This window comes from Streptomyces sp. NPDC101178, from assembly GCF_044767965.1.
Taxonomy (GTDB): domain Bacteria; phylum Actinomycetota; class Actinomycetes; order Streptomycetales; family Streptomycetaceae; genus Streptomyces.
Genome location: NZ_JBIWOZ010000001.1, coordinates 954,549 through 980,375 on the forward strand (window position 1 = coordinate 954,549; position 25,827 = coordinate 980,375).

Here is a 25,827-nt window from a genome sequence, read left to right on the forward strand (position 1 = left end):
GGCCGGGACGCGGCCCGTGAAGCACCCCGCCAGGCCCGGCTCACCGCTCCAGGAACGCGAACAGCTCCTCCCAGCGCCGTCCCACCTCCGGTTCGGAGAACCGCTGGGCGCCGCTGCGCGCCCGGCTCCCTAGCGCGTCGCGCAGCCGCGGGTTGCCGGTCAGCCGGAGCAGCCGGTCGGCGAGGGCGGCGACGTCCCCGGCGGGAGCGAGGAGCCCGTCCTCGCCGTCCCGGACGATCTCGCGGACCCCGGGCGCGCAGTCGAACGCGGCGCACGGCACACCGCTGGCCATCGCCTCCAGGAGCGCCAGCGGAAAGCCCTCGCCCCGGGAGGACTGGACGAAGACGGAGGCCTCCGCGAGAGCCGCCTCCACGTCGTCGGTCCGGCCCCTCCACTCCACGGACCCGTCGAGGCCGAGGCCCGTGCACCGCTCCCTCAGCGCGGCCTCGTCCTCGCCCGTCCCGTACACGCGCAGCCGCCAGTCCGGGCGCTGCGGGGCCACCAGGGCCCACGTGTCGAGCAGGAGGTCGATGCCTTTCTGGTCGCTGAGGCGGCCGATGCTGGCGACGGTCTTCGCGGTGCGCGGCGACGGCACGTGCGGCAGGCGGGCCAGCGCGTTCGGGAGGAAGCCGACGTTGTTCATGCCGTCGCCCGCCCACCGGTCGGCGTCCTCCTCGGTGAGGACGAGCCAGTGGTCGATGTCCTTGTAGTGGTTCATGATCCAGCGGTAGCGGTGGCTCGCGCGCGAGTAGTCGTAGGACTCGTGGCTCATTCCGATGGTCCGCAACCCGCTGGTGTCCGCCTCACCGACCCACTCCATCGCCCAGACCTGCGTGACCACGACGACCGCGCCGGGCCGGGCGGCGGCGAAGAGTTCGGAGAGCCGCGCGACCGCCCGCCGCTTCTCGACGACCCGGGCCGCCTCCCGGCGCCGGGCCGGGACGCGGAAGCGGTCCCGGAGGCCGTGAGGAGTCCAGGGGGTCGGCGGGTGGGCGGGATAGAGGGCGGTGACGGGGTGCGCGGGGTCGGCGGGCAGGGCCATCTTGCGGTCGGAGGCGTGGATGCCGATGGTGTGGACGCGGTGGCCGTGCTCGGTGAAGAGGCGGGCGGTCTGGTGCGTCCAGGCGGTGACACCGCCGAGTTCGTCGGTGCTGTTGGAGACGATGAAGATGTCACGGCTCATCGGCCGGCCCCCTGCTGGTGGTCGGTGGTGCGGTGGGCGCTCTGCGGGCCGAACACGGCGGCGACGGTACGACGGGCCGCGTCCCCGCGGTCGTAGCCGCCGAACTCCGCTGCGAACGCCGCGCGTCGGGGCGCGTAACGGATGTCGGACAGCTTCAGCTCGGCCAGTTCGGTGAAGAGTTCCTCCTGCGTGGCGGTCACCGGGCCCGGCGCCTTCTCCCGCAGGTCGAAGTAGCTGCCGCGATCGGCGGCGTACGCGTCGAGGTCGGGGGCGTACAGGAGGACGGGCCGGTCCAGCAGCGCGAAGTCGAACATGATCGACGAGTAGTCGGTGACCAGGACGTCGGCCAGCGCGAGGAGTTCGCTGACGTCGTGGTGGCGCGAGACGTCGATCACCGTGCCGGGCGAGCAGACCGGGAGCCGGGCGGACTCCAGGTAGTGCGCGCGGACGAGGAGCGTGTACGTGTCCCCGAACCGCTCCGCGAACTCCCGCACGTCCAGCAGCAGTCGGCGCCTGGCCCGCTTCCCGCCCGCTCCCGGCCCACCCCGGAACGTCGGCGCGTACAGGACCACCTTCTTGTGGTCGTCGATCCCCAGCGCCCCGGCCAGCGGTGGGCGCGGCAGCCGGCCCTCGGTCTCGGCCCGGACGCGCTCGGCGATCAGCGCGTCGTTGCGCGGGTAGCCGGTGCGCAGCAGCCGTTCCTCCGGGAGGCGGTAGGCGCGGGCGAGGGTGGCCACGTCGTGCTCGGAGCGGACGAGGAAGTGGTCGAAGCGGTGGACGGCCTGCTGGAGGCGTTCGCGCTGGGGTGCGTTCTGCAGCCGTACGCGGGTCTCGTCGAAGCCCATCCTCTTGTACGCGGAGCCGTGCCAGGTCTGGAGGTAGGTGGTGCGGGCGGGCTTGCGGAGGTGCTGGGGGAAGCCCTGGTTGTCGACCCAGTACTCCGCGCGGGCCAGCGCCCAGAGGTAGCGCCAGGACCAGCGGCGTACACGGCGGGCGTCGGCCGGGAAGCCGGCCGGTGAGGTGTCGTAGGACCAGGTGGCGTGGAGCTTCAGGCCCTGGCGGCGGATCTCCTCGTGGAGGGCGCGCGGGCTGTCGCCGTAGCAGCGGCCCATGTGGCTCTCGAAGACGACGGAGCCCTTGCGCACGGGGAGCCGGGTGAGCCAGGTGTTGTAGGCGGCCGCCTTGAAGGGCCGGGAGTGGTAGCGGTCGACGCGCTTGCGCAGGGCTCGGGCGAGGAGCCTGGCCTTGCGGGCCGGGCGGAAGTGGGTGGCGTACCGGACCAGGCGGCGGGTGGTGCGGGCCGGGCGGCGGCGGGCGGTGAGGCGGAGGGCCAGGTGGTCCTTGAGGGTGATGTAGGGCTCCCAGGTGTCTCCGGCGAGCTGCCCGAGCCGGGGCCGGGCGGCAAACCGGACCGGCCTTTCCACCAGGTCCTGCGGCCCGAACAGATCGCTGACGGACCGCACTCCTCCCGCCTCCACGATCAGCCGCGCGTCCCAGGCAGTGTCGCGGACTCCGACAGGGCGCAGGAGGCGGGTGACATCCGCGCACGCCCCCCACGTGATCCCGTTCCCGTCGCGGCGGACGTCCGCCACCGGAAACGCGACGGCGTGCGCCCCTCCGCGCGCCCGGAACTCCAGCGTGGCGGTGAACGGGCCGTCGGGTGCGGTGTGCGGCGGCAGCACGAGGTGGCCTTCCAGCAGCAGCCGGCCCTGCTCGGCGGTGCAGCGGGTGAGCCGGTTCATCAGCCGGGCCTCGCCGAACACCCGGTACTGGTGGCCGAGTTCGGTGACGTCGACCGGACAGTGCTCGTCCCACTCCACCCGCCCGTCCGCACCGGTGGTGACCGGTGCGCAGACGGTGGCGGGCCGGCTCAGCGCGTACGCCGCCGCCACCACGCCCTCCGCGTCCCCGCGCGCCAGCAGCGTGACCGCGACCCGCTCCAGCGGCGGCAGCTCCTGCGGTACGGGGACGGTCAGGACGCGGGCGGCCGTGGCGGCGGTCCGGGTCCGGCGGGCGGCGGGCAGGCGCGGGAAGGAGCGGGCCAGCGGCACCAGATGGTCGCGTACGAAGGCCCGCTCGCGCTCTTCGCTCAGTGCGGGCAGCCCGAGGGCGTCCAGGGTGGAGGCGACCCGGCGGTGGGCGGCGACCAGGGCGGTGAGGTCGCGGGGCCGGTCGGGTACGGCCCGGCCGGTCACGATGAGCCGCCGGACCAGTGCGATGCGGCCGACGGCCACCGCGGCGAGCGGGCCGAACAGGATCTCGCCGTGCGCCAGGTCCTCCTCGTACCGCAGCCCGTGGCGCCGGGCCGCCTCCCGCCGCAGACAGAATCCGGTCACCAGGGCGTCCCGGACGACGAGTTGGGATGCCTCGTCGAACCGGGCGACGGTACGTGAGCGGGCGTACAGCTCGTCCTGCCACGGCGGCTCCTGCTCCTTGCCGCTCTCCGCCACGGTCCGGCTCCACCGCCCGGCCACCAGGTCGGCGCGGCTGCGTTCGCCCGCCTGCCAGAGGTTGCGGCAGCCGTGGCGGTGGAGGCGTTCACCGGGCGCGAGGACCAGGACGTACCGGCCGGCCGCGGCGTCCAGGCCCGCGTTGCGCAGGGCGCCGGTGGTGCGGACGGCCGGGTCGGCGTGGATCAGGCGGACCCGGTCGGGGGCGCGGTCGGCCAGGGCGCGGGCGGCCGTGCGGGTGGGCGCGTCGGCGGCGGAGGCGAGGACGACGAGGGCCTCGGAGGCGTGCAGCGACTGGCCGAGGACGGAGTCGACGGAGGCGCGCAGGGCGTCGGCGGCGTCCCCGGCGGCCTCGCCTGCGGTGATCACACAGCTGAAGTCGGTCATGCCTGCGCCTCCTTAGCCATGGAGCCGTTCTCGGTCCCGGAGCCGTTCCCATTCCCCTGGCCGTTCTCGGTCCCGGAGCCGTCCTCGGTCCCGTAGCCGTCCTTGAGCATCCGGTCGACGACCTGAGCGGCCGCGCTCCCGTCGTCGAGATCGCAGAACGCCTCCCGGAACCGCTCGTACGCCTCCCGGTGCCCGGCGACGGCGGCCTCCGGGTCGCGCAAGGCGGCCACGATGCCGGCGGAGTCAGGGATCAGGGGCCCGGGGGCCCGGCGCTCGAAGTCGAAGCAGAAGCCGCGCAGGGTGTCGCGGTAGTGGGCCAGGTCGTAGGTGTGGAAGAGCATCGGGCGGCCGGTCTGCGCGAAGTCGAACATGATCGAGGAGTAGTCGGTGACCAGCACATCGCTGATCAGCAGGAGTTCGGCGACGTCCGGGTGGCGCGAGACGTCCCGGACGGTGTCGGTGTCCGGGACGCTGCCGCCGACGAGGTAGTGGCGGCGGACCAGGAGGACATGGTCGCCGTCGAGCGCCTCGCGGGCCTGGTCCAGGTCGAGTTGGTGGCCCGCATCGTACCTCCCGGCCCGTCGCGGCCGGTCCTCGCGCCAGGTCGGGGCGTACAGGACGACCCGCCGGCCCTCGGGGATCGCGAGCCGCTCCCGTACGGCGGTGGCGACCTTCGCCCGGTCGGGCGCGTACAGCAGGTCGTTGCGCGGGTAGCCGCACTCCAGCACCTCGCCCTGGTAGCCGAAGGCGCGGCGCAGGACGGGCGTGGAGAAGCTGTTCGGTGAGACGAGCACGCTCCACTGGGCGGACCGGCGTTCCATGGAGGCCATGTAGGCGGCGTCCGCGTGCGGGGTGCCGGCGAGGTCGCGGCCGATGCGCTTGAGCGGGGTGCCGTGCCAGGTCTGGACGACGCACTGGCCCTCGGCCCGCTCGAACCACTGCGGCAGGTGGGTGTTGGTGACGATCCAGCGGCTCCGGGCGAGCGCCTCGTACCACTCGGCGCTGTGCAGTGCGACGGCGCGGACGCCTTCGGGCACGGCCGTCTGCTGGTCGCGGACGGTCCAGAGGTGCTCGATGTCCGGTGCGCGGGATGCCAGTTCGCCGTGGATGGCGCGGGGCGAGTCGGAGAACTGGCGGCCGTCGAAGCTGGAGTAGAGGACGGCCGGACGCAGTCGGGCCCGGTCTGTGGTGTGCAGGCCGGCGTACCGCTCGCGCTGGGTCCGCTGCCCGTACGGACCTTGCTCGGCGGTCGGCAGAGCGCTGCCGGACTCCAGGACGAGCCGGTCGTGGTAGCGGCGCTGGAGGGTGAAAGGCCTCCCGCCTGAATCCTGTTGGCGGGGCAGTGTGGCGTGGAGCGCGGCGGTCAGGCGGAGCGGCCGGTACGCGTCGGGGTCGCGCTCGCCCGGCTCGCGGAGGAAGAGGTACCAGCGCCCTTCGGCGAGCGGCAGCGGCCCGGCGGGCCCGTCGACGGCGGCGGGGCGGACGACGGCCCGGAAGCGGCCGTCCACCTCCAGCTCCACCTCGCAAACCGCCTCTTCATGGTGGCCGCTGTGCCGCAGCACCAGCTCACCGATGGTGCCGGACGGCTCCGGGAAGGCCCCTTCGAGGACCAGCTCACCGTCCTTGGACCACTGCACGGAGGTGACGGCGGGCTGCACGGCCCGGTCGGTGAGGACGAGGTCGCCGGACGGGTTGGGCGCCACGTACAGCTCGCGCCCGCCCGGGAGCGGATAGCGGCCACCTTCGGCGTCGGTCCGGGCGGCCACCGTCAACCGCCTTTTTCCGCCCACCAGTTGTACGCCCCAGATGTCGTCGACACCCCGGAAGGCGCTGAGCGGGATGTCGGCCGACCGGGAGCCGAGCGAACCGCGCAGAGCGAACTCCTGGGTCTCCTTGGTGCGCCACTCGGTCAGCCGCAGCGCGACGGGCCCGTCGTCGTCGAGAACCTTCACGTCCAGGTGGAGGGAGTCGTCGGCCGCCGAGTGGCCGGTCAGGACGGCCGCGACCCGTTCGGTGCGCAGCTCCAGCTTGTTGCCGGCGAGGACGGGGACGACCCGGGTCCGCTCGTCGGTGTACAGGACGGCGGGCGGGGCCGGGGTGCCGGTGAGCCGCATCGGGCCCCGGCGGAGGCGGCCCGCGCCGAACAGGGCGGCCTCCAGCTTCCACGTCGTACGACCGGCCTTGGCCTTGGAGGCGATCGCGCGCGGGTCGACGACCGCCGTGAACCCGGCCCGTGCATAGCGGTGCAGGGAACGTCCGGAGCGGGCGGTGGCCTCGTCACCGGGGGCCGGCCGCAGCCGCAGCGGGATCAGCCGCTTCCCGGACCGCAGCCAGCCGAGGCGCGGCGGCCCGCCCGGCGCGTTCCGTACGTACGCGTACCCGGTCAGCCGCAGCAGCCCGTCCCGCCACACCGCCTCGGTGAGGTGGGCGTGGACGGGGAGGTCGGCCGAGGTGAGCGCGGTGGTGGCGGAGGGCAGCGGGTCGCGGACGGCGGGGTGGTGGGCGCGGGGGCGGAGGAGGCCGCGTACGTGGAAGGCGTCCCGGTCGCTCTTCTCCTCGCCGAGCAGCGCGAGGAGTTCGGCGGTCCGGCGCTCCCGGATGAGCTGCCACTTGACCCGCAGGTCCAGCGGCAGTCCGGCGAAGACAGCGGGATCGACGGTGTCGGCGAAGGCACCCGCGTGGTCGAGGAAGGCGGTGTGGAACTCCTCGTCGCCGTCCGGCAGCGCCGCGATGAACAGCCACAGGTCGCCGGAGAGCGCGTGCGCGTCGTAGCGCCGCTTGGCCTCGGCCATGCCCTCCCGGCCGGCGAGGAAGGTGCTGACGGTGGTGACGGCGGTGACCCGGTCGCGGATGCCCTTCGGGACGGCCCGGCGGGTGGTGATCGAGCCGTCCCGGTCGCGCCAGTGGTAGACGGGCTCCTCGACGACGTCGACCGAGCGGGCCAGGAAGTGCGCGGGCAGGACGACGGCGATGTCCTCGTACAGCACGCCGGTCGGGAAGGCGAAGGCGTGCTCGTCCCAGAAGGTGCGGCGGAACACCTTGTTGCACGCGATGCGGTCGCCCAACAGGATCCAGTCCCGGGTGACATGGGTGGCGCGGCGGGCCTTCTCCATCGGCTTGCGGAACATCGGCGACTGTTCGAGCAGACCGTTCGCGCGCAGCCGCAGTACGTTGCCGGTGGCGAAGTCGGAGCCGGAGCTGTCGAGTTCGGCGAGCATCCGTGCGTACGCGCCGGGCGGGACGACGTCGTCGCTGTCGACGAACGTGAGGAACTCGGCCTTCGGATCGGCCTCGCGGACCCCGGCGTTACGGGCCGCGCCGAGTCCGGCGTTCTCCTGCCGGACCAGCCGGAAGCGCGGGTCCCGGTCCGCGAACTCCTCCGCCAGAGCAGGCCCGTTGTCCGTGGAGCCGTCGTCGACGAGGACGGCCTCCAGGTCCGCCATGGTCTGTTCGGCGAGCGAGGTCAAGCAGGCACCGAGGTACTCCTCGACGTTGTAGAGGGGGACGACGACGGTGAGACGGGGTGCCATCGCAGCGCACGATCCTTCCGGGCGGACGACATCGGGGAGATGACCATCAAGAGGTATGAGGGGGCCACGGTGTACAACCCGCACCACCGGGGGCCGGTCACCCGACGCGAGCCATTCGAGTGACGGCGAGGGCGGGTTCAGGCGTGCGGGGGCGCGCCCGTGAGGCGGTCGAGCCCCACGACGTGATCGAGCCCCGTGCCGGGCGAGGGCACGGGGCTCGGGTCAGATGCGGCGGGTCAGGTGCGGCGGGTCAGGTGCGGCGGGTCAGGGCTTGACGGCGATCCGGCCCTCGTCCATGCGCAGCAGCAACAGCCGCTCGCCGGTCTTGTCGAGGAACTCGTCGACGGCCTGCCGCGAACCCTGCCAGTAGCCGTAGTCGTCGATCAGCAGCACACCGCCGCTGACCAGCCGCGAGTAGAGGTGCTCCAACTCGTGCCGGGTGGAGGCGTACCAGTCGGTGTCGAGCCGCAGGATGGCGATCTGTTCGGGCGCCCGCTCCGGGACGGTGTCCTCCACCCGGCCCCGCACGTAATGGATGCGCTCCTTCGGGTACGGCACGTCCGCGAACCCCGCCTGTACGTCCTCCAGCGAGGCGACCGCCCAGATCGGCCGGTCCTTGCCCTGGGCGTCCAGCAGCTCCTGCGCCGGGCGGCCGTCGCGCCGCAGGTCCTCGGCGGTGGGTGGGGTCATGCCCTCGTACGTGTCGAAGAGGTACAGGTCGCGCTCGGTCTCGCCGACGGAGAGCAGGGTCTTGGCGCAGGCCTGCATGGAACCGCCGCGCCAGACACCGCACTCGACGACGGCGCCCGGGATGTCGTGCCGGGCGATGTACCGGGTGGCGAGGATGAAGGCGTTGAGCCGCTCCGGCGAGGTCATCGAGTACGGCTTGACCGCCCGGATGATGTCCCTGGCCTCGTCGTCGTAGTCCTCCGGGAAGGCGGGGACGACCTTCTTCGCGGTGGGCTTCTCCGAGGTGGGCTTCGGGGCCGGCGCCGCCACAGGGGCAGGGGCAGGAGCAGGGGTCGAGGCCGCGAGGGATTCGGCCGGGGCCGTGCGGGCGGCGGGCACCGTCACGCGCCTGAGCTGGTAGCCGGTGAGCTGCTGAAGGACGCCGTTGACGGCGTTGCGCCAAGCCATGGACCGGGACAGTACGCGCGCTTTGTGGCGCATGTCACTTTTCGTCAACCTGTCATTGATCGGGCCGATTCCTGTTCGAGTGAAGGCGCCTGTACGGGGACGGCCTTCGGGCGTCCGCACTGCGCGCGGCCGTCCAGCGCCACGGGCAGCGGGACGGCGTCGACGCCGCCGACCCGGTTGGCCCACCAGACCGCCACCTCCCGTACGGCGAACATCGTCAGCCGCGGATAGCGCTGCGGCTTGCGGAAGACACCGACCGAGTCGCCCCAATAGGCGGCCTTCCTGTCGATCGCCCGGTAGTCGTGCCAGATGCCCTTCTGCGGCGGGAAGTCCGTGTAGGCCTCGCGGAGTTCGAGCCGGGAGTGAGCGGCAAGGGCGCGGAACCCGTCCGGGTAGTAGCGCCAGCAGTCCTGGGCATCGTGGACATGGCCGCGCGAGGGTGCGGTGATGAAGGCGTGGCCGCCGGGCTTCAGGACCCGGGCGATCTCCAGCATGGAGGCCCAGAAGAACGGAATGTGCTCGAACGCCTGCCCGGAGAGCACGACATCGGCGCTGTTGGAGCGGGCGGGGATGCGGTACGGCTTCCTCATCACCGCGTCCACGTTGGGCCCGTCCTGCACGTCGACGCCGAAGTAGTCGATGGGGTGGGCGGCGAGGAGCGCCCGGTGGGTGCGGGTCTGCTTGCCGGAGACACGGGAGCCGAGGTCGACGACCCGGTAGGTGCCGTTGCCGGACGCGGGCCCTTCGACCGGCAGATACTCCTGGACGCAGAGTTCCATCTGCTCGTAGGCGGACCGGTGCATGGACGTCTCCCAACCTGGCGGTGTGCGTGAGCTGTCGGAATCAACGACTGGGCGGGGCAAAGGGGACGCCGAAGAACCGCCGTACGACCCGTTCCGCCGCGTGCCCGTCGTCGTACGGGCAGAACCGCTCCCGGAACGCGGTGCGCAGCGCGGTCGACGCGGCCGAGCGCCACGCGCCGCTCCGGAACGCCTCGGCCAGCTCCTCCGGGGTGGTGGTGACGGTGCCGGGGGTGTCGCCGGGCCGGCCGGAGAGCAGGTCGAAGTACGTGCCCCGGGCCGTTCGGTAGGCGTCCCAGTCGGGGGCGTGGACGACGATCGGGCGGTCCAGGCAGGCGTAGTCGAAGGTCAGGGAGGAGTAGTCGGTGATCAACGCGTCGGCGGCCAGGCAGAGTTCTTCGACGCGGGGATGTGCGGTGACGTCGAGGACGCGGCCGTCCGATGCGCCGCCGATTCCGGCGGACCGCCCGTAGAAGTAGTGCGCGCGCATCAACACCACGTACTCCGGGCCGAGTTCGCGGGCGAGGTGCTCGGGGTCGAGATCGGGGACGAAGCCCTCGCGGTAGTCGCGGTGGGTCGGGGCGTAGAGGACGGCGATCTGGCCGGCGCTGATGCCGAGTTCGGCGCGGATCTTCGCGATGTCGTCGGCGGTGGCGGAGAAGTAGACGTCGTTACGGGGGTAGCCGAGGCCGAGGTGTGCGTACGAGCCCGGGTAGACGCGGTCCCAGACCTCGGTGCTGTGCGGGTTGGCGGAGAGGCTGACGTCCCACTGGTCCACGTGCGCAAGGATCTTGGCGAAGTCCGTCTTCCGTGCCAGATCGGGGTAGGCACGCTGGTCCAGGCCCATCGTCTTGAGCGGGGTGCCGTGGTGGGTCTGGAGGTAGCGCTGGCCGGGCCGCTTGGTGAAGCCGCCGGGGAAGCTGGAGTTGTTGACCAGGTACGTGGCGGTGGCCATGGCCCGCCAGTAGGGCCGCGAGCCCTCGATGACGTACGGCACACCCGGCGGCATCCGGTCGCGGTGCCGGGACGAGACGGCCCACACGCCCTTGATGTGCGGGGCGAGTTGGCGGGCCTTGGCGTGGATGGCGGCCGGGTTGCAGGCGACGCCGCGGTTCCAGTAGGCCCCGTAGACCGCGAGGTTCGGGTCGAGCGGGCGGCGGAGGTCGGTGCGGTAGGCGGCCCGCATGGCCTGCCGGCGGACGAACCGCTTCACGGACGCGGCGGAGGCTCTGGGGGGCATGGCAGCCGAGCGTAATCCCGGCGGCCGGGGACGGGCTCTCCGCGTTCACCCGTTCGGGTCAGCGCCGGTGACCCCGGGGGCCGCCCTCTGTTGACCAGAGCATGAAGCCACTCCTCAGCGTCGTCGTCCCGGTCCACAACGTCGAGGACTATCTGGAGGACTGCCTGCGCTCGGTGGCCGAACAGAGCCTCGGCGCGATCGAGGTGGTGATGGTCGACGACGGCTCGACGGACGGCAGTGCGGCGATCGCCGAGGACTTCGCCGCCCGGGACGGCCGCTTCCGGCTGGTCCGGCAGCCGAACGCCGGCCTGAGCGCGGCCCGCAACACCGGGGTCCGGCACACCGATCCGTCCGTGCCGTACCTGGCGTTCGCGGACAGCGACGATGTCGTCGTCCACGACGCGTACGAGCGGATGGTGGCCTCGCTGGAGTCGACCGGCTCCGATCTGGTGACCGGCAACGTTTGGCGGCTGACCGGTCAGGGGCGGCAGCAGGCGTGGCAGTACCGCTGGCTGACCGCCACCCGCGCCCGCACCCACATCACCCGGGATCCGCGCCTGCTGGCCGACCGGGTGGCGTGGAACAAGGTGTTCCGGCGTTCGTTCTGGGAACGGCACGCCTTCGCGTTCCCCGAAGGGAAGCTGTACGAGGACACGCCGGTGATGATCCCGGCGCACCACCTCGCCGGGACCGTCGACGTCCTGCGCGAGCACGTCTACTACTGGCGGGTGCGGGAGGGTTCGATCACCCGGCGGCGTACGGATGTCACCGGCGTACGGGACCGGATCGACGCGTGCGAGCAGGTCAGCGCGTTCCTCGGCGAGCACGGCGGCGCGCAGGAGCGGCGGGCGTACGACGCGTCCTGTCTGCGCGACGACTTCGGGTACTTCCTGGACGGGCTGCCGATGGGCGGCGAGGCGTACCGGTCGGCGTTCCTGGAGGGGGCCGGGGCGTTCGTGGACCGGGCCGGGACCGGGGTGCTGGAGGCGCTGCCGGTGGAGCTGCGCATCAAGTGGCGTCTGGTGCGGGAGCGGCGGATGGACGCGCTGCTGGCGGTCCTGGCCTTCGAACGGGCCAACGGGGTCGGGACGTTCGCGGTGGAGGGGCTTCCGGGGCGGCGGCGGGCATTCCACCCCGGCGTGCCCGGCGCGAGCGCCCGGCTCGCACGCACCGACGTACCGGCGGTCGCACGGCTCGTGGAGGCGCGGTGGGAGGAGGACGGAAAGCTCCGGCTGCGCGGGTACGCCTATCTGCGCAACCTGCCCGCCGACTCGTCGCGGCGGCAGCTGACGGTGGGGATGGTCCGGGCGGAGCGGGGTCGGCGGGTGCGGATCGTGCCGGTGCGGCCGGCGAGTGCGCCAGAGGCGACGGTGAACTCCGGTCAGGAGCTGCACGGTTACGACCACGCGGGCTTCGAGATGGTCCTCGATCCGGACCGGCTGCCCGCGACGGGTGCGGAGGGCGGCGGCTGGCTGGTCGGGCTGGTCGTAGCGGCGCACGGGACCGTACGGCGGGTCGCGGTGCGCGCGGCGGACGCGGGCGCGGACCAGCCGCTGGTGCACGACCTCGGCGACGGGCGGCGGGCGGTGCTGGACCACCGGGGCGGGCGGCTGCGGCTGACCGTGTCGCGGCTTCCGGCGCTGGTGGAGGCGCACGGTGGCAATCGCGAGGTCGGTGACGGCGGGGAGCGGCTGGAGTTGACGGGGCGGCTCTTCGGCGGGACCGCGCGGCCCGCAGCCGTGCTGCTGACGCGTGAGGGGGCCGAGGAGCGCTCGTGCCCGGTGGAGTACGGGGACGACGGCAGGTTCACGGTGTCCGTCCCGCTCGACGACCTCGCCGCCGTGCCGCCCGCCCCGCACCGGGCTCCGCGCGAGGTCGAGGCTGCCGGCGCGCGCTGGCGGGCCTGCCTGCTGCTGGCCGACGGGACCCGCACCCCGCTGCCCGCCGCCCCGGACCTGCCGCCGCCGGCGCGCGCGGACGCGGCGGGAGAGCTGGTGGTGGAGCTGGACGTGCTGCCGGTGGCGGATGAGGTGGAGCGGGTGGGGGACGGGGCGCTGCGGGTCTCGGGGACGTACGCGCCGAAGGCCTCCACGGCATCGGGGACGTACGCGCCGCAAGCCTCCACGGCCTTGGGCTCAGGCCCCGCGTCCGGTGCGGGCGCCCGGCTCGTCCTCCGGCACGAGACCCTGCACGAGGCCGTCCCGGTCACCGACCTCACCGTGGACCGTGCGGCCGGCCGGTTCTCCGCGCGGATCGCCCCGCCGCTTCCCGAAGGCCGCTGGACCCTCCACCTGGACGGCCACCGCGTCCGCGTCCTCACCTCCCTCGCCGGACACCTCCCCCGCGGTGACTCCGCCCTCGCTCTGGAGCGGCGGAACGGCGACCGGCTGACCGTGGTGGCGGGAGGGGCGCTCCCGGTCGCCGAGCGGAGCGCGTACAGCAGACGGCTCCTGCGCGACGCGCACCACCCCGCGCGGCGCACCACCGCGCACCTCCCGCGCCTCCCGCTCCTGGACACCGTCCTCTACGCCGGCGGCGACTCGCCGCGCGCCGTGCACGCCGAGCTCGTGCGCCGGGGTACGGGGGTCGAGCACCTGTGGGTCACCGGTATCGCTCCCGGCCGCTCGACCCATGTGCCGCCCGGCGCGCGGGCCGTCCCGGTGCACAGCGCCGCCTGGTACGAGGCGCTGGCCCGCTCCCGGCGGATCGTCACGGACGAGCAGCTGCCGGTGTGGTTCGAGCGGCGGCCCGGCCAGACCGTCGTCCAGACCTGGCACGGCACCCCGCTCGGCCGCTTCGGCACCGGCCTGGCGGAGACCCTCTACGCCGACCACCAGCATCTCGCCACCTTGGCGCACCGGTCGGCCCAATGGTCGGTACTGGTCTCGCCGAGCCGCTTCGGCACCCCGTTGCTGCGCAGCTCACTGGCGTACGCGGGTGAGGTCCTGGAAGCCGGGTCGCCGGCCAACGACGTGCTGTGCGCCCCCGACCGGGACAAGACCGCAGAAGAGCTCCGGCGCACGCTCGGCGTACCGGAGGACCACCGCGTCGTGCTGTACGCGCCCACCTACCGCGACCACCTGGCCCACGCTCCGTCCGCGACCCGCGACGCGCCCGACCGCACGGCCCCCGGCCCGTACCGCTGGGATCCGGCGCTCGACCCGCACGCGCTGGCCCGCTCGCTGGGCCCCGGCCACACCGTGCTGGTCCGCCGGCACCCCCGGGTCACCGGCGGGCTCCAGGACGGGCCCGGCGTGCTCGACGTCTCGCGCCATCCGGGCGCGGCCGGGCTGCTCCTGATCGCGGACGTCCTGGTCACGGACTACGCGGGGCTGATGTTCGACTTCGCGCTGACGGGCCGCCCGATGCTCTTCCACACCTACGACCTGGAGCACTACCGCGACACCGTGCGCGGCTTCTGCCTGGACTTCGAGACCCGGGCGCCCGGCCCGCTGCTGGTCACAACGGAGGAGGTGGCGCAGGCGCTGCGCGGCTTCGCGGCGGTGGCGGCCCGGCACGCCGACGCGTACGAGAGCTTCCGCCGCGACTACTGCGACCTGGACGACGGCGGGGCGGCGGGCCGGGTGGCGGACCGGCTGCTGGCGGACCCCGCACAGCGCTCTGCGTACGTCCCCCGGAAGAGTGGCGGGCGGGAGGGACGGTCCCGCGCACGGAACCCATGAGGTGTGTCCCTCTCCTCTCCCACACCCGCCCCGTCCGACACCCCTACCTCCGCCCCTCCTCCCACCCGGGCCGCGGACGACGAGCACGTCGTAGCGCCCCGGTGGCTGCCCTCGCCGTACGTCCTGCTCGGCGGGCTGCTGTGGGCGGTGCTGTCGGCGGCCGCCTGGAACGTGCCGATGTGCTGCGAGGCCGGGCTCAACGCGGCCGTCGTCGAGCGGCTGCGGACCAGCCTGCTGCATCCGGCGTTCCCGATGACGGACCTGCCCGCCGTGGCCAGCGCGCACTACTCGCCGTATGCCGTGCTCCAGGGCCTGACCGCACGGGCCAGCGGGCTCTCCGGACAGCCGGTGCTGGCGCTGTCGGCCGCCGTGAACCTGGCGCTGCTGCTGACCGGGATCGGCCGGCTGGCCCGGCTGCTGACCCCGAACCGCTGGGTGCCGGTCCTCGCACTGGTCCCGCTCGCGCTGATCCACTGGGCGGATCCCGGCCGGTGGAGCGCGCCGAGCACGTTCGCCGTCGCGGTCACCCTGCATCTGTGGGCGTGGACCGGCCACGCGGTCACCCGGCTCCCGCGCGCGAGCTCCGGGCGGCCGCCGGGGAGGGCGCCGCGGTGGGCGGAGGCGGCCGGGATCGGCGTCCTGCTCGGGCTCGTCCTGCTGGTCCATCCGCCGACGGCGCTGGGTGCGGCGCTGGGCGTGGTCGCGCTGGTCGCGGTGAAGCAGCGGACCCGGATCCGGCCGACGCTGCGGCGGTGGGCGCTGGCCGGGCTGTGCGCGGTGGCCGTGGCGGCGGTGTGGCCGTACTACAACGGGCTCACCGCCGCGCAGCCCCCCTTGTCCGCCGGGACCACGAGCGGCCCGGAGTCCGGCGGGAAGCCGACGACCGGCGAGCCGTACACCTGGGCCACCGCGCACGTGCCGCCCGGCGAGGTGGTGCTGACGGACAGCGTCCCGGCGATGTACGCGCTGGCCGGGCACGGGGCGTTCATCCTGGCCGAGGCGGTGCCGGACGCGGGACTTCCGGCGGCGGAGCGGCGCGCGCGGAGCCGGGCGGTCACCGCCTACCTGGACGCGGCGACCGGCCAGGAGGAACGGGACCGGATCAGCGCGCGGTACGGGGTGCGGTGGGTGCTGCTGACCCGGTTCCAGAAGCTGCCGGCGGACGCGTCGGTGCTGGCGTACAGCCCGCGTACGGGCGAGGTGCTGGCGCGCGTACCGGAGCGGTGAGGTTGCGGGTCAGCGGTTACGGGGCACGCCTCAGCCGCCGTGGCGCAGCGCCGCGACCGCCGAGGCGGCCAGGTCGTCGAGGTACCCGTCGGGCAGCTCGCTGCGGACCACGACGAGCCGCCAGTACAGCGGCCCCACGATGAGGTCGAGCGCCCGGTCCGGATCGCTCCCCTCCGGCAGCTCGCCCCGCGCCACCGCCTCCCGCACCACCACGGCCGCCACGCCCTGCTGCTGGTCGAGAAGGGCGCCCTTGATCGCCTCTGAGATCTCCGGATTGCGGGCCGACTCCACCAGCAGGTCAGGGATGACCTGCGAGGCGACCGGGTGGCGCAGGGCGTAGGCGGCGAGTTCGAGGACCGCGCGCACATCCCCGTACAGCGAACCGGTGGCCGGTGCGGGCATGCCCTGCGCGGCGACGGCCGCGACCAGGTCGAGGACGAGCGCGAGCTTGGACTTCCAGCGGCGGTAGACGGCGGTCTTGCCGACCCCGGCGCGCCGCGCGATGCCCTCGATGGACATCCGGGCGAACCCCACCGCGGCCAGCTCCTCGAAGACGGCCGCGCGGATGGCGTCGGTGACGTCCTCGCGCAGGACGGCGGCGCCTGCGGGGGCGCGGCGGCGGGTTCCCCGTTCGGTGGTCATGGCCCGAATGATAGTCGGCAACGACGGAACGGTTGCGTTGCGACGTACAAGCGTCCTACTCTCGTCGTTACGACGGTACGGTCCCGTCCCAACGAGGGCGTCCCTACGGGACCGTACCGTTCCCGCCCTTCCGTCCCTCCGCCCCTGAACCTCCCACCCCGTCCGTCGTCCGCCTTCCGCCTTCCGCCTTCCGTCGAAAGTGATCGTTCGTGGTGAGCCAGACAGCAGCCCCGCCACCTCCGGTGAGCTCCCCGGTCCCGGCCGTCCCCGCCTACGCACCCGGTGAGCTGGCCGCCCTCGCCGCCCGGCACGGCCTGAAGGTCAGCGGCGCCCGGCCCTCGCTGCCCGCGTACGTCCGGCAGCTCTGGGGCCGGCGGCACTTCATCTCCGCGTTCGCGACGGCCAAGCTGACGGCCCAGTACAGCCAGGCGAAGCTCGGCCAGATCTGGCAGATCGCGACGCCGCTGCTGAACGCGGCGGTCTACTACTTCATCTTCGGCGTCCTGCTGGACACCAAGCGAGGGGTGGAGGACTTCGTTCCGTTCCTGGTGACCGGGGTCTTCATCTGGACCTTCACCAGCAGCTCGATCACCGCGGGGACGCGGGCGATCAGCGGCAACATCGGGCTGGTGCGGGCCCTGCACTTCCCGCGCGCCTCACTGCCGGTGGCGCTGGCGCTCCAGCAGTTGCAGCAACTGCTGTTCTCGCTGGGCGCGCTGACTCTGATCCTGCTGGTGTTCGGCCAGTTCCCGCGCCCGTCCTGGCTGCTGGCGGTCCCGGCGCTCGCGCTCCAGGCGGTGTTCAACACCGGCGTGTCGATGGCCGTGGCCCGGCTGACGGCGAAGACCCCGGACATCGCGCAGCTGATGCCGTTCGTGCTGCGGACCTGGATGTACTCGTCCGGCGTGATGTGGAGCCTGGACCACCTGCTCCAGGGCGAGCGGGTGCCGCACGCGGTGATGGTGGTACTGGAGTACAACCCGGCGGCGATCTACATCAACCTCATGCGGTACGCGCTCATCGACAGCTACAGCGCGGCGCAGCTGCCGCCGCACGTGTGGGCGGCCGCGGCCGGCTGGGCGCTGCTGTGCGGCGCGGCGGGATTCGTGTACTTCTGGAAGGCCGAGGAGACGTACGGACGTGGCTGACATCACCGATTCCTCCGACCACCGAGTACCGACGGCCGACCTCCGGGTACCGACCGTCGTCGTGGACGACGTCCACATCACGTACACCGTCAACGGCGCTCGTACGGGCAAGGGGAGCGCGACCTCGGCGCTCAGCCGGATCACCTCGCGCCGCCGCACCCCCGGCGCACGCCAGGTGCACGCCGTGAAGGGGGTCAGCTTCGCCGCGTACAAGGGCGAGGCGATCGGCCTGATCGGCTCCAACGGCTCCGGCAAATCAACCCTGCTCAAGGCCATCACGGGCCTGCTCCCGCCGGCCCACGGCAAGATCCACACGCAGGGCCAGCCGTCGCTGCTCGGGGTGAACGCGGCACTGATGAGCGACCTGACCGGCGAGCGCAACGTGGTGCTCGGCGGGCTGGCGATGGGCATGACGCGCGAGCAGATCCGCGAACGCTACGACGACATCGTCGACTTCTCCGGCATCAACGAGAAGGGCGACTTCATCACGCTGCCGATGCGCACGTACTCCTCCGGCATGGGCGCCCGGCTCCGCTTCTCCATCGCGGCCGCAAAAAGCCACGACGTCCTCCTGATCGACGAGGCTCTCTCCACGGGCGACGCGAAGTTCCAGCGCCGTAGCAAGGCCCGCATCCAGGAGCTGCGCGCGGAGGCGGGCACGGTCTTCCTGGTCAGCCACAGCAACAAGTCCATCACGGAGACGTGCGACCGGGCGCTGTGGCTGGAGGCGGGCACGCTGAGGATGGACGGCCCGGCGGAGGAAGTAGTGGCGGAATACGCAAGGTTCACGAAGCGCAAGTAGCTCATTCACCCCGCCAAGCCACACCGAGCCCGTCCAGCCGCACCCAGCCCGTCCGGCGCTTGAGGACGTCTTTCAGCCCGTCCGGCGCTTGAGGACGGCACCCCACGTCGAGGGGGCCGGCGCCGCCAACGGCACCGGCCCCCACAGACGTACGGCCTAGGCGTGCGTACGCAACAACGTCCGCATCGTCCGCATGGCCACCGACAGATTCGCCAGATCGAACGCGTCCGACCCCTGGATCTCCTCCAGCGTCGCCCGCGACCGGGCAAGAATCGCCGCGTTCTTCTCCTCCCACGCCCGGAACCGCTCCTCCGGCGTGGACGCCCCGTTCCCCACGCTCAGCACGTCCGACGTGAGCGCCGCGTGCGCCGCGTACAGGTCCTCGCGGATGGAGGCGCGGGCCATGGACTGCCAGCGGTCGGCCCGCGGCAGCTCGATGATCCGGTCCATCAGCTGGGTGATCCGCAGCCGGTCCGCCAGGTCGTAGTAGACCTCGGCGACCTCCAGCGGGTCCTTGCCCGTCCGGTCCGCGATGGCGACGATGTCCAGCGCCGGGAAGGCGGAGGAGAACCCGGCGACCCGGCCCGCCAGCTCGCTCGGGACACCCGCGGCGGTCAGCTCGTCCAGGATCGAGTGGTACCAGTCCAGGTCGGCACCGCGCACCAGCTTGGGCAGCTCGTTCCAGACCTGCTCGACGCCGTCCCGGAACATCGCGATGGTCTCCGCGATGGCGACGGGCTGCGGCCGGTTGCCCAGCAGCCAGCGCGAACCGCGCTCCACCAGCCGCCGCGAGTGCAGCCGGATCCGGGTCTGGACATCGGCGGCGACCTGGTTGTCGAGCGCCTCGACCGCGTCCCACACCGAGGAGAGCCCGAAGATCTCGCGGGCCGTGAACTGGGCCCGCACGATCTCCTCGATCGACGCCCCGGTCTCCTCCCGCAGCCGGTGCAGGAAGGTCGACCCTGCGGTGTTCACCGTGTCGTTGACCAGCACCGTCGTGATGATCTCGCGCCGCAGCGCGTGCCCGTCGACCGCCTCCGGGAACCGCTCGCGCAGCTGGCTCGGGAAGTAGGCGTGCACCAGCTTCTGGAGGTGCGGGTCATCGGGCAGGACAGTCGAGATCAGCTCATCCGCCGTCGTGATCTTGGTGTAGGCGATCAGCACCGCCAGCTCGGGCTGGCTGAGCCCCGTCTCGTTGCTGAGCAGCTCACGAATCTGCCGGTCGGCGGGGAGGAACTCCAGCGCCCGGTCCAGCGCACCGTCCCGCTCCAGGCGCCGCATGAAGCGCTGCTGGGCGTGGAGCAGGGAGGGGGCCTGGGCGGAGGCGTTGGAGAGGGCGACGTTCTGTGCGTAGTTGTTGCGCAGGACGAGCGCGCCGACCTCGTCGGTCATGTCCGCGAGCAGCTTGTTGCGCTGCTTGACGGTCATGTCGCCGTCCCGGACGAGCCCGTTGAGCAGGATCTTGATGTTCACCTCGTGGTCGGAGGTGTCCACCCCGGCGCTGTTGTCGATCGCGTCGGTGTTGATCCGGCCGCCGTTGCGGGCGAACTCGATGCGGCCGAGCTGGGTGGCGCCGAGGTTGCCGCCCTCGCCGACGACCTTGGCCCGCAGGTCCTCGCCGTTGACGCGGATCGCGTCGTTGGCCTTGTCGCCGACGTCGGCGTTCGACTCGGAGACGGCCTTGATGTACGTGCCGATGCCGCCGTTCCACACCAGGTCGACGGGGGCCTTGAGGATGGTCTGCATCAGGTCGGCGGGCGTCATCTTGCTCACCGACGCGTCGATGCCGAGCGCCTCACGGATGTGGTTGTTCAGCGGGATCGACTTGGCGCTGCGCGGGTGGATGCCGCCGCCCGCGGAGAGCAGCCCGGTGTCGTAGTCGGCCCAGGAGCTGCGCGGCAGGTCGAAGAGGCGGCGGCGCTCGGCGTACGAGGTGGCCGCGTCCGGGGCCGGGTCGATGAAGATGTGCCGGTGGTCGAAGGCGGCGACCAGGCGGATGTGCTCGGAGAGCAGCATCCCGTTGCCGAACACGTCACCGGACATGTCCCCGACGCCGACGACGGTGAAGTCCTCGGTCTGGGTGTCGTGGCCCAGCTCGCGGAAGTGCCGCTTGACGGACTCCCAGGCGCCGCGCGCGGTGATGCCCATGCCCTTGTGGTCGTAGCCGGCCGAACCGCCGGAGGCGAAGGCGTCGCCGAGCCAGAAGCCGTACGCGACGGCGACCTCGTTGGCGATGTCGGAGAAGCTCGCGGTGCCCTTGTCGGCGGCGACGACGAGGTAGGTGTCGTCCTCGTCGTGGCGGACGACGTCGGCGGGCGGCACGACCTCGCCGGCCACCATGTTGTCGGTGATGTCCAGGAGCGCCGAGATGAAGGTGCGGTAGGCGGCGATGCCTTCGGCGAACCAGGCGTCGCGGTCCAGGGACGGGTCCGGGAGCTGCTTGGCGACGAAGCCGCCCTTGGCGCCGACGGGGACGATGACGGTGTTCTTCACCATCTGCGCCTTGACCAGGCCGAGCACCTCCGTACGGAAGTCCTCCCGCCGGTCCGACCAGCGCAGCCCGCCGCGGGCGACCTTGCCGAAGCGCAGGTGGACGCCCTCCACACGCGGTGAGTAGACCCAGATCTCGTACGCCGGGCGGGGCGCGGGCAGGTCCGGGATGGCCTGCGGGTCGAACTTCATCGAGACGTAGCTGTGCGGGGTGCCGTCGTCCGCGTTCTGGAAGAAGTTGGTGCGCAGGGTCGCCTTGATGACGGTGAGGAAGGACCGCAGGATCCGGTCCTCGTCGAGCGAGGCGACCTGGTCGAGCGCTCCGTCCAGCTCCTCCAGGAGCCCGTCGGTCAGCTCCAGACCCGCGCTCTGGCGGCCGGGCGACATCCGGGCCTCGAAGAGCGAGACGAGCAGCCGGGTGGTGTGGACGTTGTTGCGGAGCGTGGACTCCATGTAGTCCTGGCTGAACGTCGAACCGGCCTGCCGCAGGTACTTCGCGTAAGTGCGCAGCACCATGGCCTGGCGCCAGTTCAGCCCGGCGCCCAGCACCAGCGCGTTGAAGCCGTCGTTCTCCGCCTGGCCCTTCCAGACGGCGGCGAACGCCTCCTGGAAGCGGGCGCGGGCGTCGTCGGCGAGGTAGCCGGTGTGCCCGTCGGCCTGCGGCATCCGCAGACCGAAGTCGTAGATCCAGGCGTGCGTGCGGTCCGCGCAGCGCAGCTCGTACGGACGCTCGTCGACGACCTCGACACCGAGCTGCTGGAGGGCCGGGAGGACGGCGGAGAGGGAGACCTGCTCGCCGGTCCGGTAGATCTTGAAGCGGCGTTCGCCGGGGCCCGCGCCGACCGGCTCGTACAGGCTGAGCGCGAAGTCCTTCTCGCCCTCCTTGAGGGTCTCCAGGTGGACCAGGTCGGCCACGGCGGCGCGCGGCGAGTGGTCGGCCTTGTAGCCCTCGGGGAAGGAGTGGCCGTACTGGCGGCTGAGTTCGGCGGCGCGCTCCTCGCCCAGCTCGGCGTTGAGCGCCTCTCCGAAGCCGTCGGCCCAGGAGCGGGCGGCCTCGACGAGGCGGGCCTCGATGCGGTCGGCGTCGGCGTCGGTGAGGTGCGGCAGCTCGGTGCCCGGCGGGACCCGGATGACGAAGTGCAGCCGGGAGAGGATCGACTCGGTGTTCCAGGCGGTGAAGTCGACGCTGGTGCCGCCGAGCTCCTCCTTCAGGATGTCGATCAGCCGCAGGCGTACGCCGGTGGTGTACCGGTCGCGCGGGAGGTAGACGATCGCGGAGTAGTAGCGCCCGTACTCGTCCTGGCGCAGGTAGAGCCGGAGCCGGCGGCGCTCCTGGAGGTAGAGGACGGAGGTGACGACGGCGCGGAGCTGGTCGACGGGGGTCTGGAACAGCTCGTCGCGCGGGTAGGTCTCCAGGATCTGGAGCAGGTCGCGGCCGTCATGGCTGTTGTACGAGAATCCGGCACCCTCCACCACTTCGGCGACCTTGCGGCGGATGACGGGCACCCGGCGCACGGACTCGGTGTAGGCGGCGGAGGAGAAGAGGCCGAGGAAGCGGCGCTCGCCGACGACGTTGCCCTTGGCGTCGAACTTCTTCACGCCGACGTAGTCGAGGTAGCTGGGCCGGTGCACGGTGGCGCGGCTGTTGGCCTTGGTCAGGACGAGGAGCTTGTGCTCGCGGGCCTTGGCGCGGGCGTCGGCGGGCAGCCGGTCGAAGGACGGGCTGACCGGGTGGTCCTCGTTCTCGCTGTGCTGCGGGTCGGAGCGGAGGATACCGAGGCCGGTGCCGGGTACGGCGGCGAGCGCGTCGCTGTCCTTGAGCTCGTACTCGCGGTAGCCGAGGAAGGTGAAGTGGTCGGCGGCCAGCCAGCGCAGCAGCTCGCGGGCCTCCTCGACCTCCTCTTCGGCCAGATCGTCGAGCGGCTCGCCCGGCAGGTCGTCGGCGATCCGGAGGGCGGCGTCGCGCATCTTCCCCCAGTCCTCGACGGTCTCCCGTACGTCGGACAGGACGCGGCGCAGGTCGGCGGTGATCTGCTGGAGGTCGGCGCGGTCGGTCTCGCGGTCGATCTCGACGTGGATCCAGGACTCGACGAGCGCGTCGTGCGGCAGTTCGGCCTTCACGCCGGGCTTCGGGGTGCCGGGGCCGCCGGCGAGGACCTCGATGAGCTTGCCGGTGACATCACGGCGGACGGTGACCTGAGGGTGGATCACGACATGGATGCCGCGCCCCTGCCGGGACAGCTCGTTGGTGACGGAGTCCACCAGGAAGGGCATGTCGTCGGTGACGACCTCGACGACGGAGTGGCTGCAGGTCCAGCCGTTCTCCTCGACGGTCGGGGTGTGCACCCGGACGTTGGCGGTGCCCTGGGGCCGGTTCTCGGCCAGCCGGTAGTGCGAGGCGGCGGCGCCGAAGACGTCGTCCGGGTCCCGGCCGCTGAGGTCCTCGGGAGCCGTATGCAGGTAGTAGCGCTGAAGGTAGGCGAGCGTGGCGTCCTGCCCCGGACGGGCGTCCTCGTCGGCCCCGGCGGCGGCGACCCGCACCCGGGGGGTACCGCCCGGGCCACCGACACCACCGCCCGGGCTGTTGTCAGCTACCTGGGCGGCCCGTGCGAGCTGCTCGGCCTTGGCTTCGTCCAGCTTGGTCTGCATGTCCTCTGGCTCCTGTCGCGCGCCGTTGCGTGACGTAGGTGAGAAAAACGACGTACCGCCACGACACGGGGTTTCCGGTCTGGGTCGACGCTATGCCGCTTCGAGAGTTACCCGGGACCACATGGGCCATTTTTGACGGCCGGTCCGGGGTCGGAAGATCGCGGATCGCCCGGGTGCGGTGGCACTCCGGGCGGCGGTCGGGGGCTTCGCTGCCCCCGAGGCGTATCGCGCTGATCACGGCACCAGGCTATCGCCCCGGTACCCCACCCCGTCATGAGCCGCATGTGTACAAAAGAAGACACAGAACTTTGACACTTCGGACAGTGCGGTGCATCGCCCCTCCAAGCCCGTCGGGCGCTGGAGGACATCCGTTTCGGCCCGTCCGGCGCTTGAGGACGTCCTTCAGGCCATCAGGCCGAGAACGTCTCCGCCAACGCCACCGCCTCCCCCAGGCTGTCCACCACCGGCACCCCCGCCGCCAGCAGACTGCTCCGGCTGTGCGACCCCCCGGTGTACAGCACCGCCCGCGCCCCCACATGCGCCGCGGCCACCGCGTCGTCCACCGCGTCCCCGATGACCACCGAGTTCTCCGGGGATATCCCGCCCGCGCGCGCCAGCGCCTCGAAGTGCCGCTCCATGTGGAGCGCCTTGCTCCCGCCCGACGGCCCGGTCCGCCCGTCCACCCGGACGAAGTGCGACTCGATGCCGTACCCGCGCACCACCGGGACGAGGTGCTCGTGCCCGTACATGCTCAGCAGGGACTGGCTGTGCCCGGCCAGCGTCCACCGCGCGAGCAGGTCCTCGGCCCCGGCGGTGAGCCCGCAGGCGACCCGGCGCTCCGCGTAGTACCGGTGGAAGATGTCGTCCATCCGCTCCCACTCGGCCTCGGTGGGCAGCCGGCCCAGGAGCCGCTCGTAGAAGCGGGGTATGGGCACGCAGTACATCTCGCGGTACTGCTCCAGGGTGAGCGGCGCCAGCTCCACCTCGGCGAACGCGGCGTTCGTCGCGTGGATGACGGCGTGGATGTCGTCGAGCAGCGTGCCGTTCCAGTCCCAGACCAGATGCGTGCTTGTCTTCCCGGGTGTCATACAGAAAACGTACCCGCAGGGTCTGACAACGCCGAGGCCCCGGCCTATGAGCTCAGCCGATGAGCTGCGGAATCTCCTGGACGCCGAACCAGAGCAGCTCGTGATCCTCAGCGCCGTCCACCGTGAACTGCGCGTCGTCGTCGCCGAGGTCCGCCGCGCCCAAGGCCGCCGCGGCCGCGGCCACGTCCTTCTCGGCCTCGCCGGCGTCCACGTGCACCGCGGCCGCCTTGGCCAGCGGCAGTGAGGCGGCGAGCCGCACCTCACCGAGCGAGGCGGCGCTCAGCCCGTGGTCCGGGTCGGCGGTGGCGGCCCCCTCGGAGACGTCGACGGCGACGACGATGCGGCGCCGGGCCTCGTCCGGGTCTGCGGCGATCAGGCGGAGCGAGGCGGCGGCGGCCCGGCTGAGCGCCGCGTACTCCAGCTCCTCGATGTCGTCGGAGACGTACCACTCGCGCAGCCCGGGCGTGACCGCGTAGGCCGTCAGCGGGCCCGGACCGACCTCGCCGGACGCGTGTGCCGCTGCGAGACCGGAGAGGGTCAGGGGGACGTACACGCGCATGGCAGGCCGCTTTCGTAGTCGGAAGACGCCTTCAGGATACGTGGGGACCGTCCCCTTTCGGGTTTCGGCAACCGGGGGCCCACGTCCACCCGCGACGCTCCGTCACCCCCGTGATGGCCCTTGTGCCCCAAGGCCCGCAACCCGGATAGGTGAATCGTCCCGAGCCCCTGACCGGGCGCGGGAGCCCCTTGCGGTGTTGCCGACCGTCCCCGTAGAAGATCCCCAGCACAAGTTACCGCCCGGTATTTCCGGGCCCTGGTTCACGGGGGCGACGAACATGAGCACGAACAGCACGAGGCCCGCCGGCCGCCGCGACCAGCGCCGGCCCCAGGCCGTACCTCCACAGCGGTCCCGGCGCCTCCAGCCGCACCGCCCGCCGCGGCCGCACCAGTGGTTCGCCGAACGGCTGCTCGCGGTCCTCAGCGGTCAGCGCCCGGTGCACTGGATGCTCGGCCATACCATCGGCGACGCCTACGACCAGCTCGCCGAACTGGCCCCCACGACGCCGCTCGGGACCGCCCGGGGCCACCGCCCGGTCCTGCGCCACTGCCACGGCGCCCAGCCCGCCACCGGCGTGGTCGAGGCGTTCGCCAGCATCGCGGCGGGCGACCGGGTCCAGGCCATGGCCTTCCGCCTGGAGCAGGGACCCGACCAGCGCTGGCGCTGCGCGGCCGTGGAACTGGGCGGCGAACGCCTCGCCCCCGCCCGCCGGTGACCCTCACGACGCGGCCGGGGGCGGGCCCCCCGCGGGGGGCGGCCCCCGCCCGGGGGGGGCGGCGGGGGGGCCCTGGTAAGACGGCGCCCCCCGCCCC

General features: G+C 72.7%; 15 protein-coding genes. 5 read left to right on the top strand and 10 right to left on the bottom strand.

Features of this window, described 5'->3' with window-relative positions:
* Positions 1 to 40 precede the first annotated feature (40 nt).
* From ACIRR8_RS04090 to ACIRR8_RS04115, 6 genes are all read right to left on the bottom strand, one after another.
* The gene (locus ACIRR8_RS04090; protein WP_404058620.1) at positions 41 to 1,183 is read right to left on the bottom strand and encodes a glycosyltransferase; all 1,143 of its coding nucleotides are present in this window, start codon (positions 1,181 to 1,183) and stop codon (positions 41 to 43) included.
* Positions 1,180 to 4,020, bottom strand: coding sequence for a CDP-glycerol glycerophosphotransferase family protein (locus tag ACIRR8_RS04095; RefSeq protein WP_404058622.1), 2,841 nt, complete (start codon positions 4,018 to 4,020; stop codon positions 1,180 to 1,182). The genes ACIRR8_RS04090 and ACIRR8_RS04095 overlap by 4 nt, the downstream gene beginning before the upstream one ends.
* Positions 4,017 to 7,550, bottom strand: a complete 3,534-nt coding sequence (locus tag ACIRR8_RS04100) for a CDP-glycerol glycerophosphotransferase family protein (protein WP_404058624.1) — start codon at positions 7,548 to 7,550, stop codon at positions 4,017 to 4,019. The genes ACIRR8_RS04095 and ACIRR8_RS04100 overlap by 4 nt, the downstream gene beginning before the upstream one ends.
* Before the next feature lie 264 nt (positions 7,551 to 7,814).
* Positions 7,815 to 8,720, bottom strand: coding sequence for a TylF/MycF/NovP-related O-methyltransferase (locus tag ACIRR8_RS04105; protein WP_404058626.1), 906 nt, complete (start codon positions 8,718 to 8,720; stop codon positions 7,815 to 7,817).
* An 11-nt stretch (positions 8,721 to 8,731) separates the two neighbouring features.
* On the bottom strand, positions 8,732 to 9,490 hold the full coding sequence (locus tag ACIRR8_RS04110) for a methyltransferase domain-containing protein (RefSeq protein WP_404058628.1): 759 nt from the start codon (positions 9,488 to 9,490) through the stop codon (positions 8,732 to 8,734).
* Between the two features lie 40 nt (positions 9,491 to 9,530).
* Complete coding sequence (locus ACIRR8_RS04115) at positions 9,531 to 10,727, bottom strand: CDP-glycerol glycerophosphotransferase family protein (RefSeq protein ID WP_404058630.1); 1,197 nt, start codon at positions 10,725 to 10,727, stop codon at positions 9,531 to 9,533.
* Between the two features lie 101 nt (positions 10,728 to 10,828).
* Between ACIRR8_RS04115 and ACIRR8_RS04120 the strand changes: the two genes are divergently transcribed.
* Both ACIRR8_RS04120 and ACIRR8_RS04125 read left to right on the top strand, forming a co-directional pair.
* Positions 10,829 to 14,410 (top strand): CDP-glycerol glycerophosphotransferase family protein, encoded by a 3,582-nt coding sequence (locus ACIRR8_RS04120; RefSeq protein ID WP_404058632.1) that lies wholly within the window; start codon positions 10,829 to 10,831, stop codon positions 14,408 to 14,410.
* Positions 14,411 to 14,413: 3 nt separating this feature from the next.
* The gene (locus ACIRR8_RS04125; RefSeq protein ID WP_404058634.1) at positions 14,414 to 15,637 is read left to right on the top strand and encodes a hypothetical protein; all 1,224 of its coding nucleotides are present in this window, start codon (positions 14,414 to 14,416) and stop codon (positions 15,635 to 15,637) included.
* A gap of 30 nt (positions 15,638 to 15,667) precedes the next feature.
* Here the strand turns inward: ACIRR8_RS04125 and ACIRR8_RS04130 are convergent, their stop codons facing one another.
* Positions 15,668 to 16,279: a TetR/AcrR family transcriptional regulator gene (locus ACIRR8_RS04130; RefSeq protein WP_404058636.1), complete on the bottom strand. Its 612-nt coding sequence runs from the start codon at positions 16,277 to 16,279 to the stop codon at positions 15,668 to 15,670.
* A gap of 209 nt (positions 16,280 to 16,488) precedes the next feature.
* On the opposite strand from ACIRR8_RS04130, the gene ACIRR8_RS04135 reads away from it, so the two are divergent.
* Together ACIRR8_RS04135 and ACIRR8_RS04140 are read left to right on the top strand one after the other, a co-directional pair.
* A complete protein-coding gene (locus ACIRR8_RS04135; RefSeq protein WP_404058638.1) occupies positions 16,489 to 17,427 on the top strand; it encodes an ABC transporter permease in 939 nt (312 codons plus the stop codon).
* Positions 17,420 to 18,229, top strand: coding sequence for an ABC transporter ATP-binding protein (locus tag ACIRR8_RS04140; RefSeq protein WP_404058640.1), 810 nt, complete (start codon positions 17,420 to 17,422; stop codon positions 18,227 to 18,229). The genes ACIRR8_RS04135 and ACIRR8_RS04140 overlap by 8 nt, the downstream gene beginning before the upstream one ends.
* A 156-nt stretch (positions 18,230 to 18,385) precedes the next feature.
* Here the strand turns inward: ACIRR8_RS04140 and ACIRR8_RS04145 are convergent, their stop codons facing one another.
* From ACIRR8_RS04145 to ACIRR8_RS04155, 3 genes are all read right to left on the bottom strand, one after another.
* The gene (locus ACIRR8_RS04145; RefSeq protein WP_404058642.1) at positions 18,386 to 23,368 is read right to left on the bottom strand and encodes an NAD-glutamate dehydrogenase; all 4,983 of its coding nucleotides are present in this window, start codon (positions 23,366 to 23,368) and stop codon (positions 18,386 to 18,388) included.
* Positions 23,369 to 23,778: 410 nt separating this feature from the next.
* A complete protein-coding gene (locus tag ACIRR8_RS04150; RefSeq protein ID WP_404058644.1) occupies positions 23,779 to 24,456 on the bottom strand; it encodes an HAD family hydrolase in 678 nt (225 codons plus the stop codon).
* A gap of 52 nt (positions 24,457 to 24,508) precedes the next feature.
* Entirely contained in the window at positions 24,509 to 25,015 is a 507-nt protein-coding gene (locus ACIRR8_RS04155; protein ID WP_404058646.1) for a DUF6912 family protein, read from the bottom strand.
* Between the two features lie 277 nt (positions 25,016 to 25,292).
* On the opposite strand from ACIRR8_RS04155, the gene ACIRR8_RS04160 reads away from it, so the two are divergent.
* On the top strand, positions 25,293 to 25,730 hold the full coding sequence (locus ACIRR8_RS04160; RefSeq protein ID WP_404058648.1) for an Rv3235 family protein: 438 nt from the start codon (positions 25,293 to 25,295) through the stop codon (positions 25,728 to 25,730).
* Positions 25,731 to 25,827 lie beyond the last annotated feature (97 nt).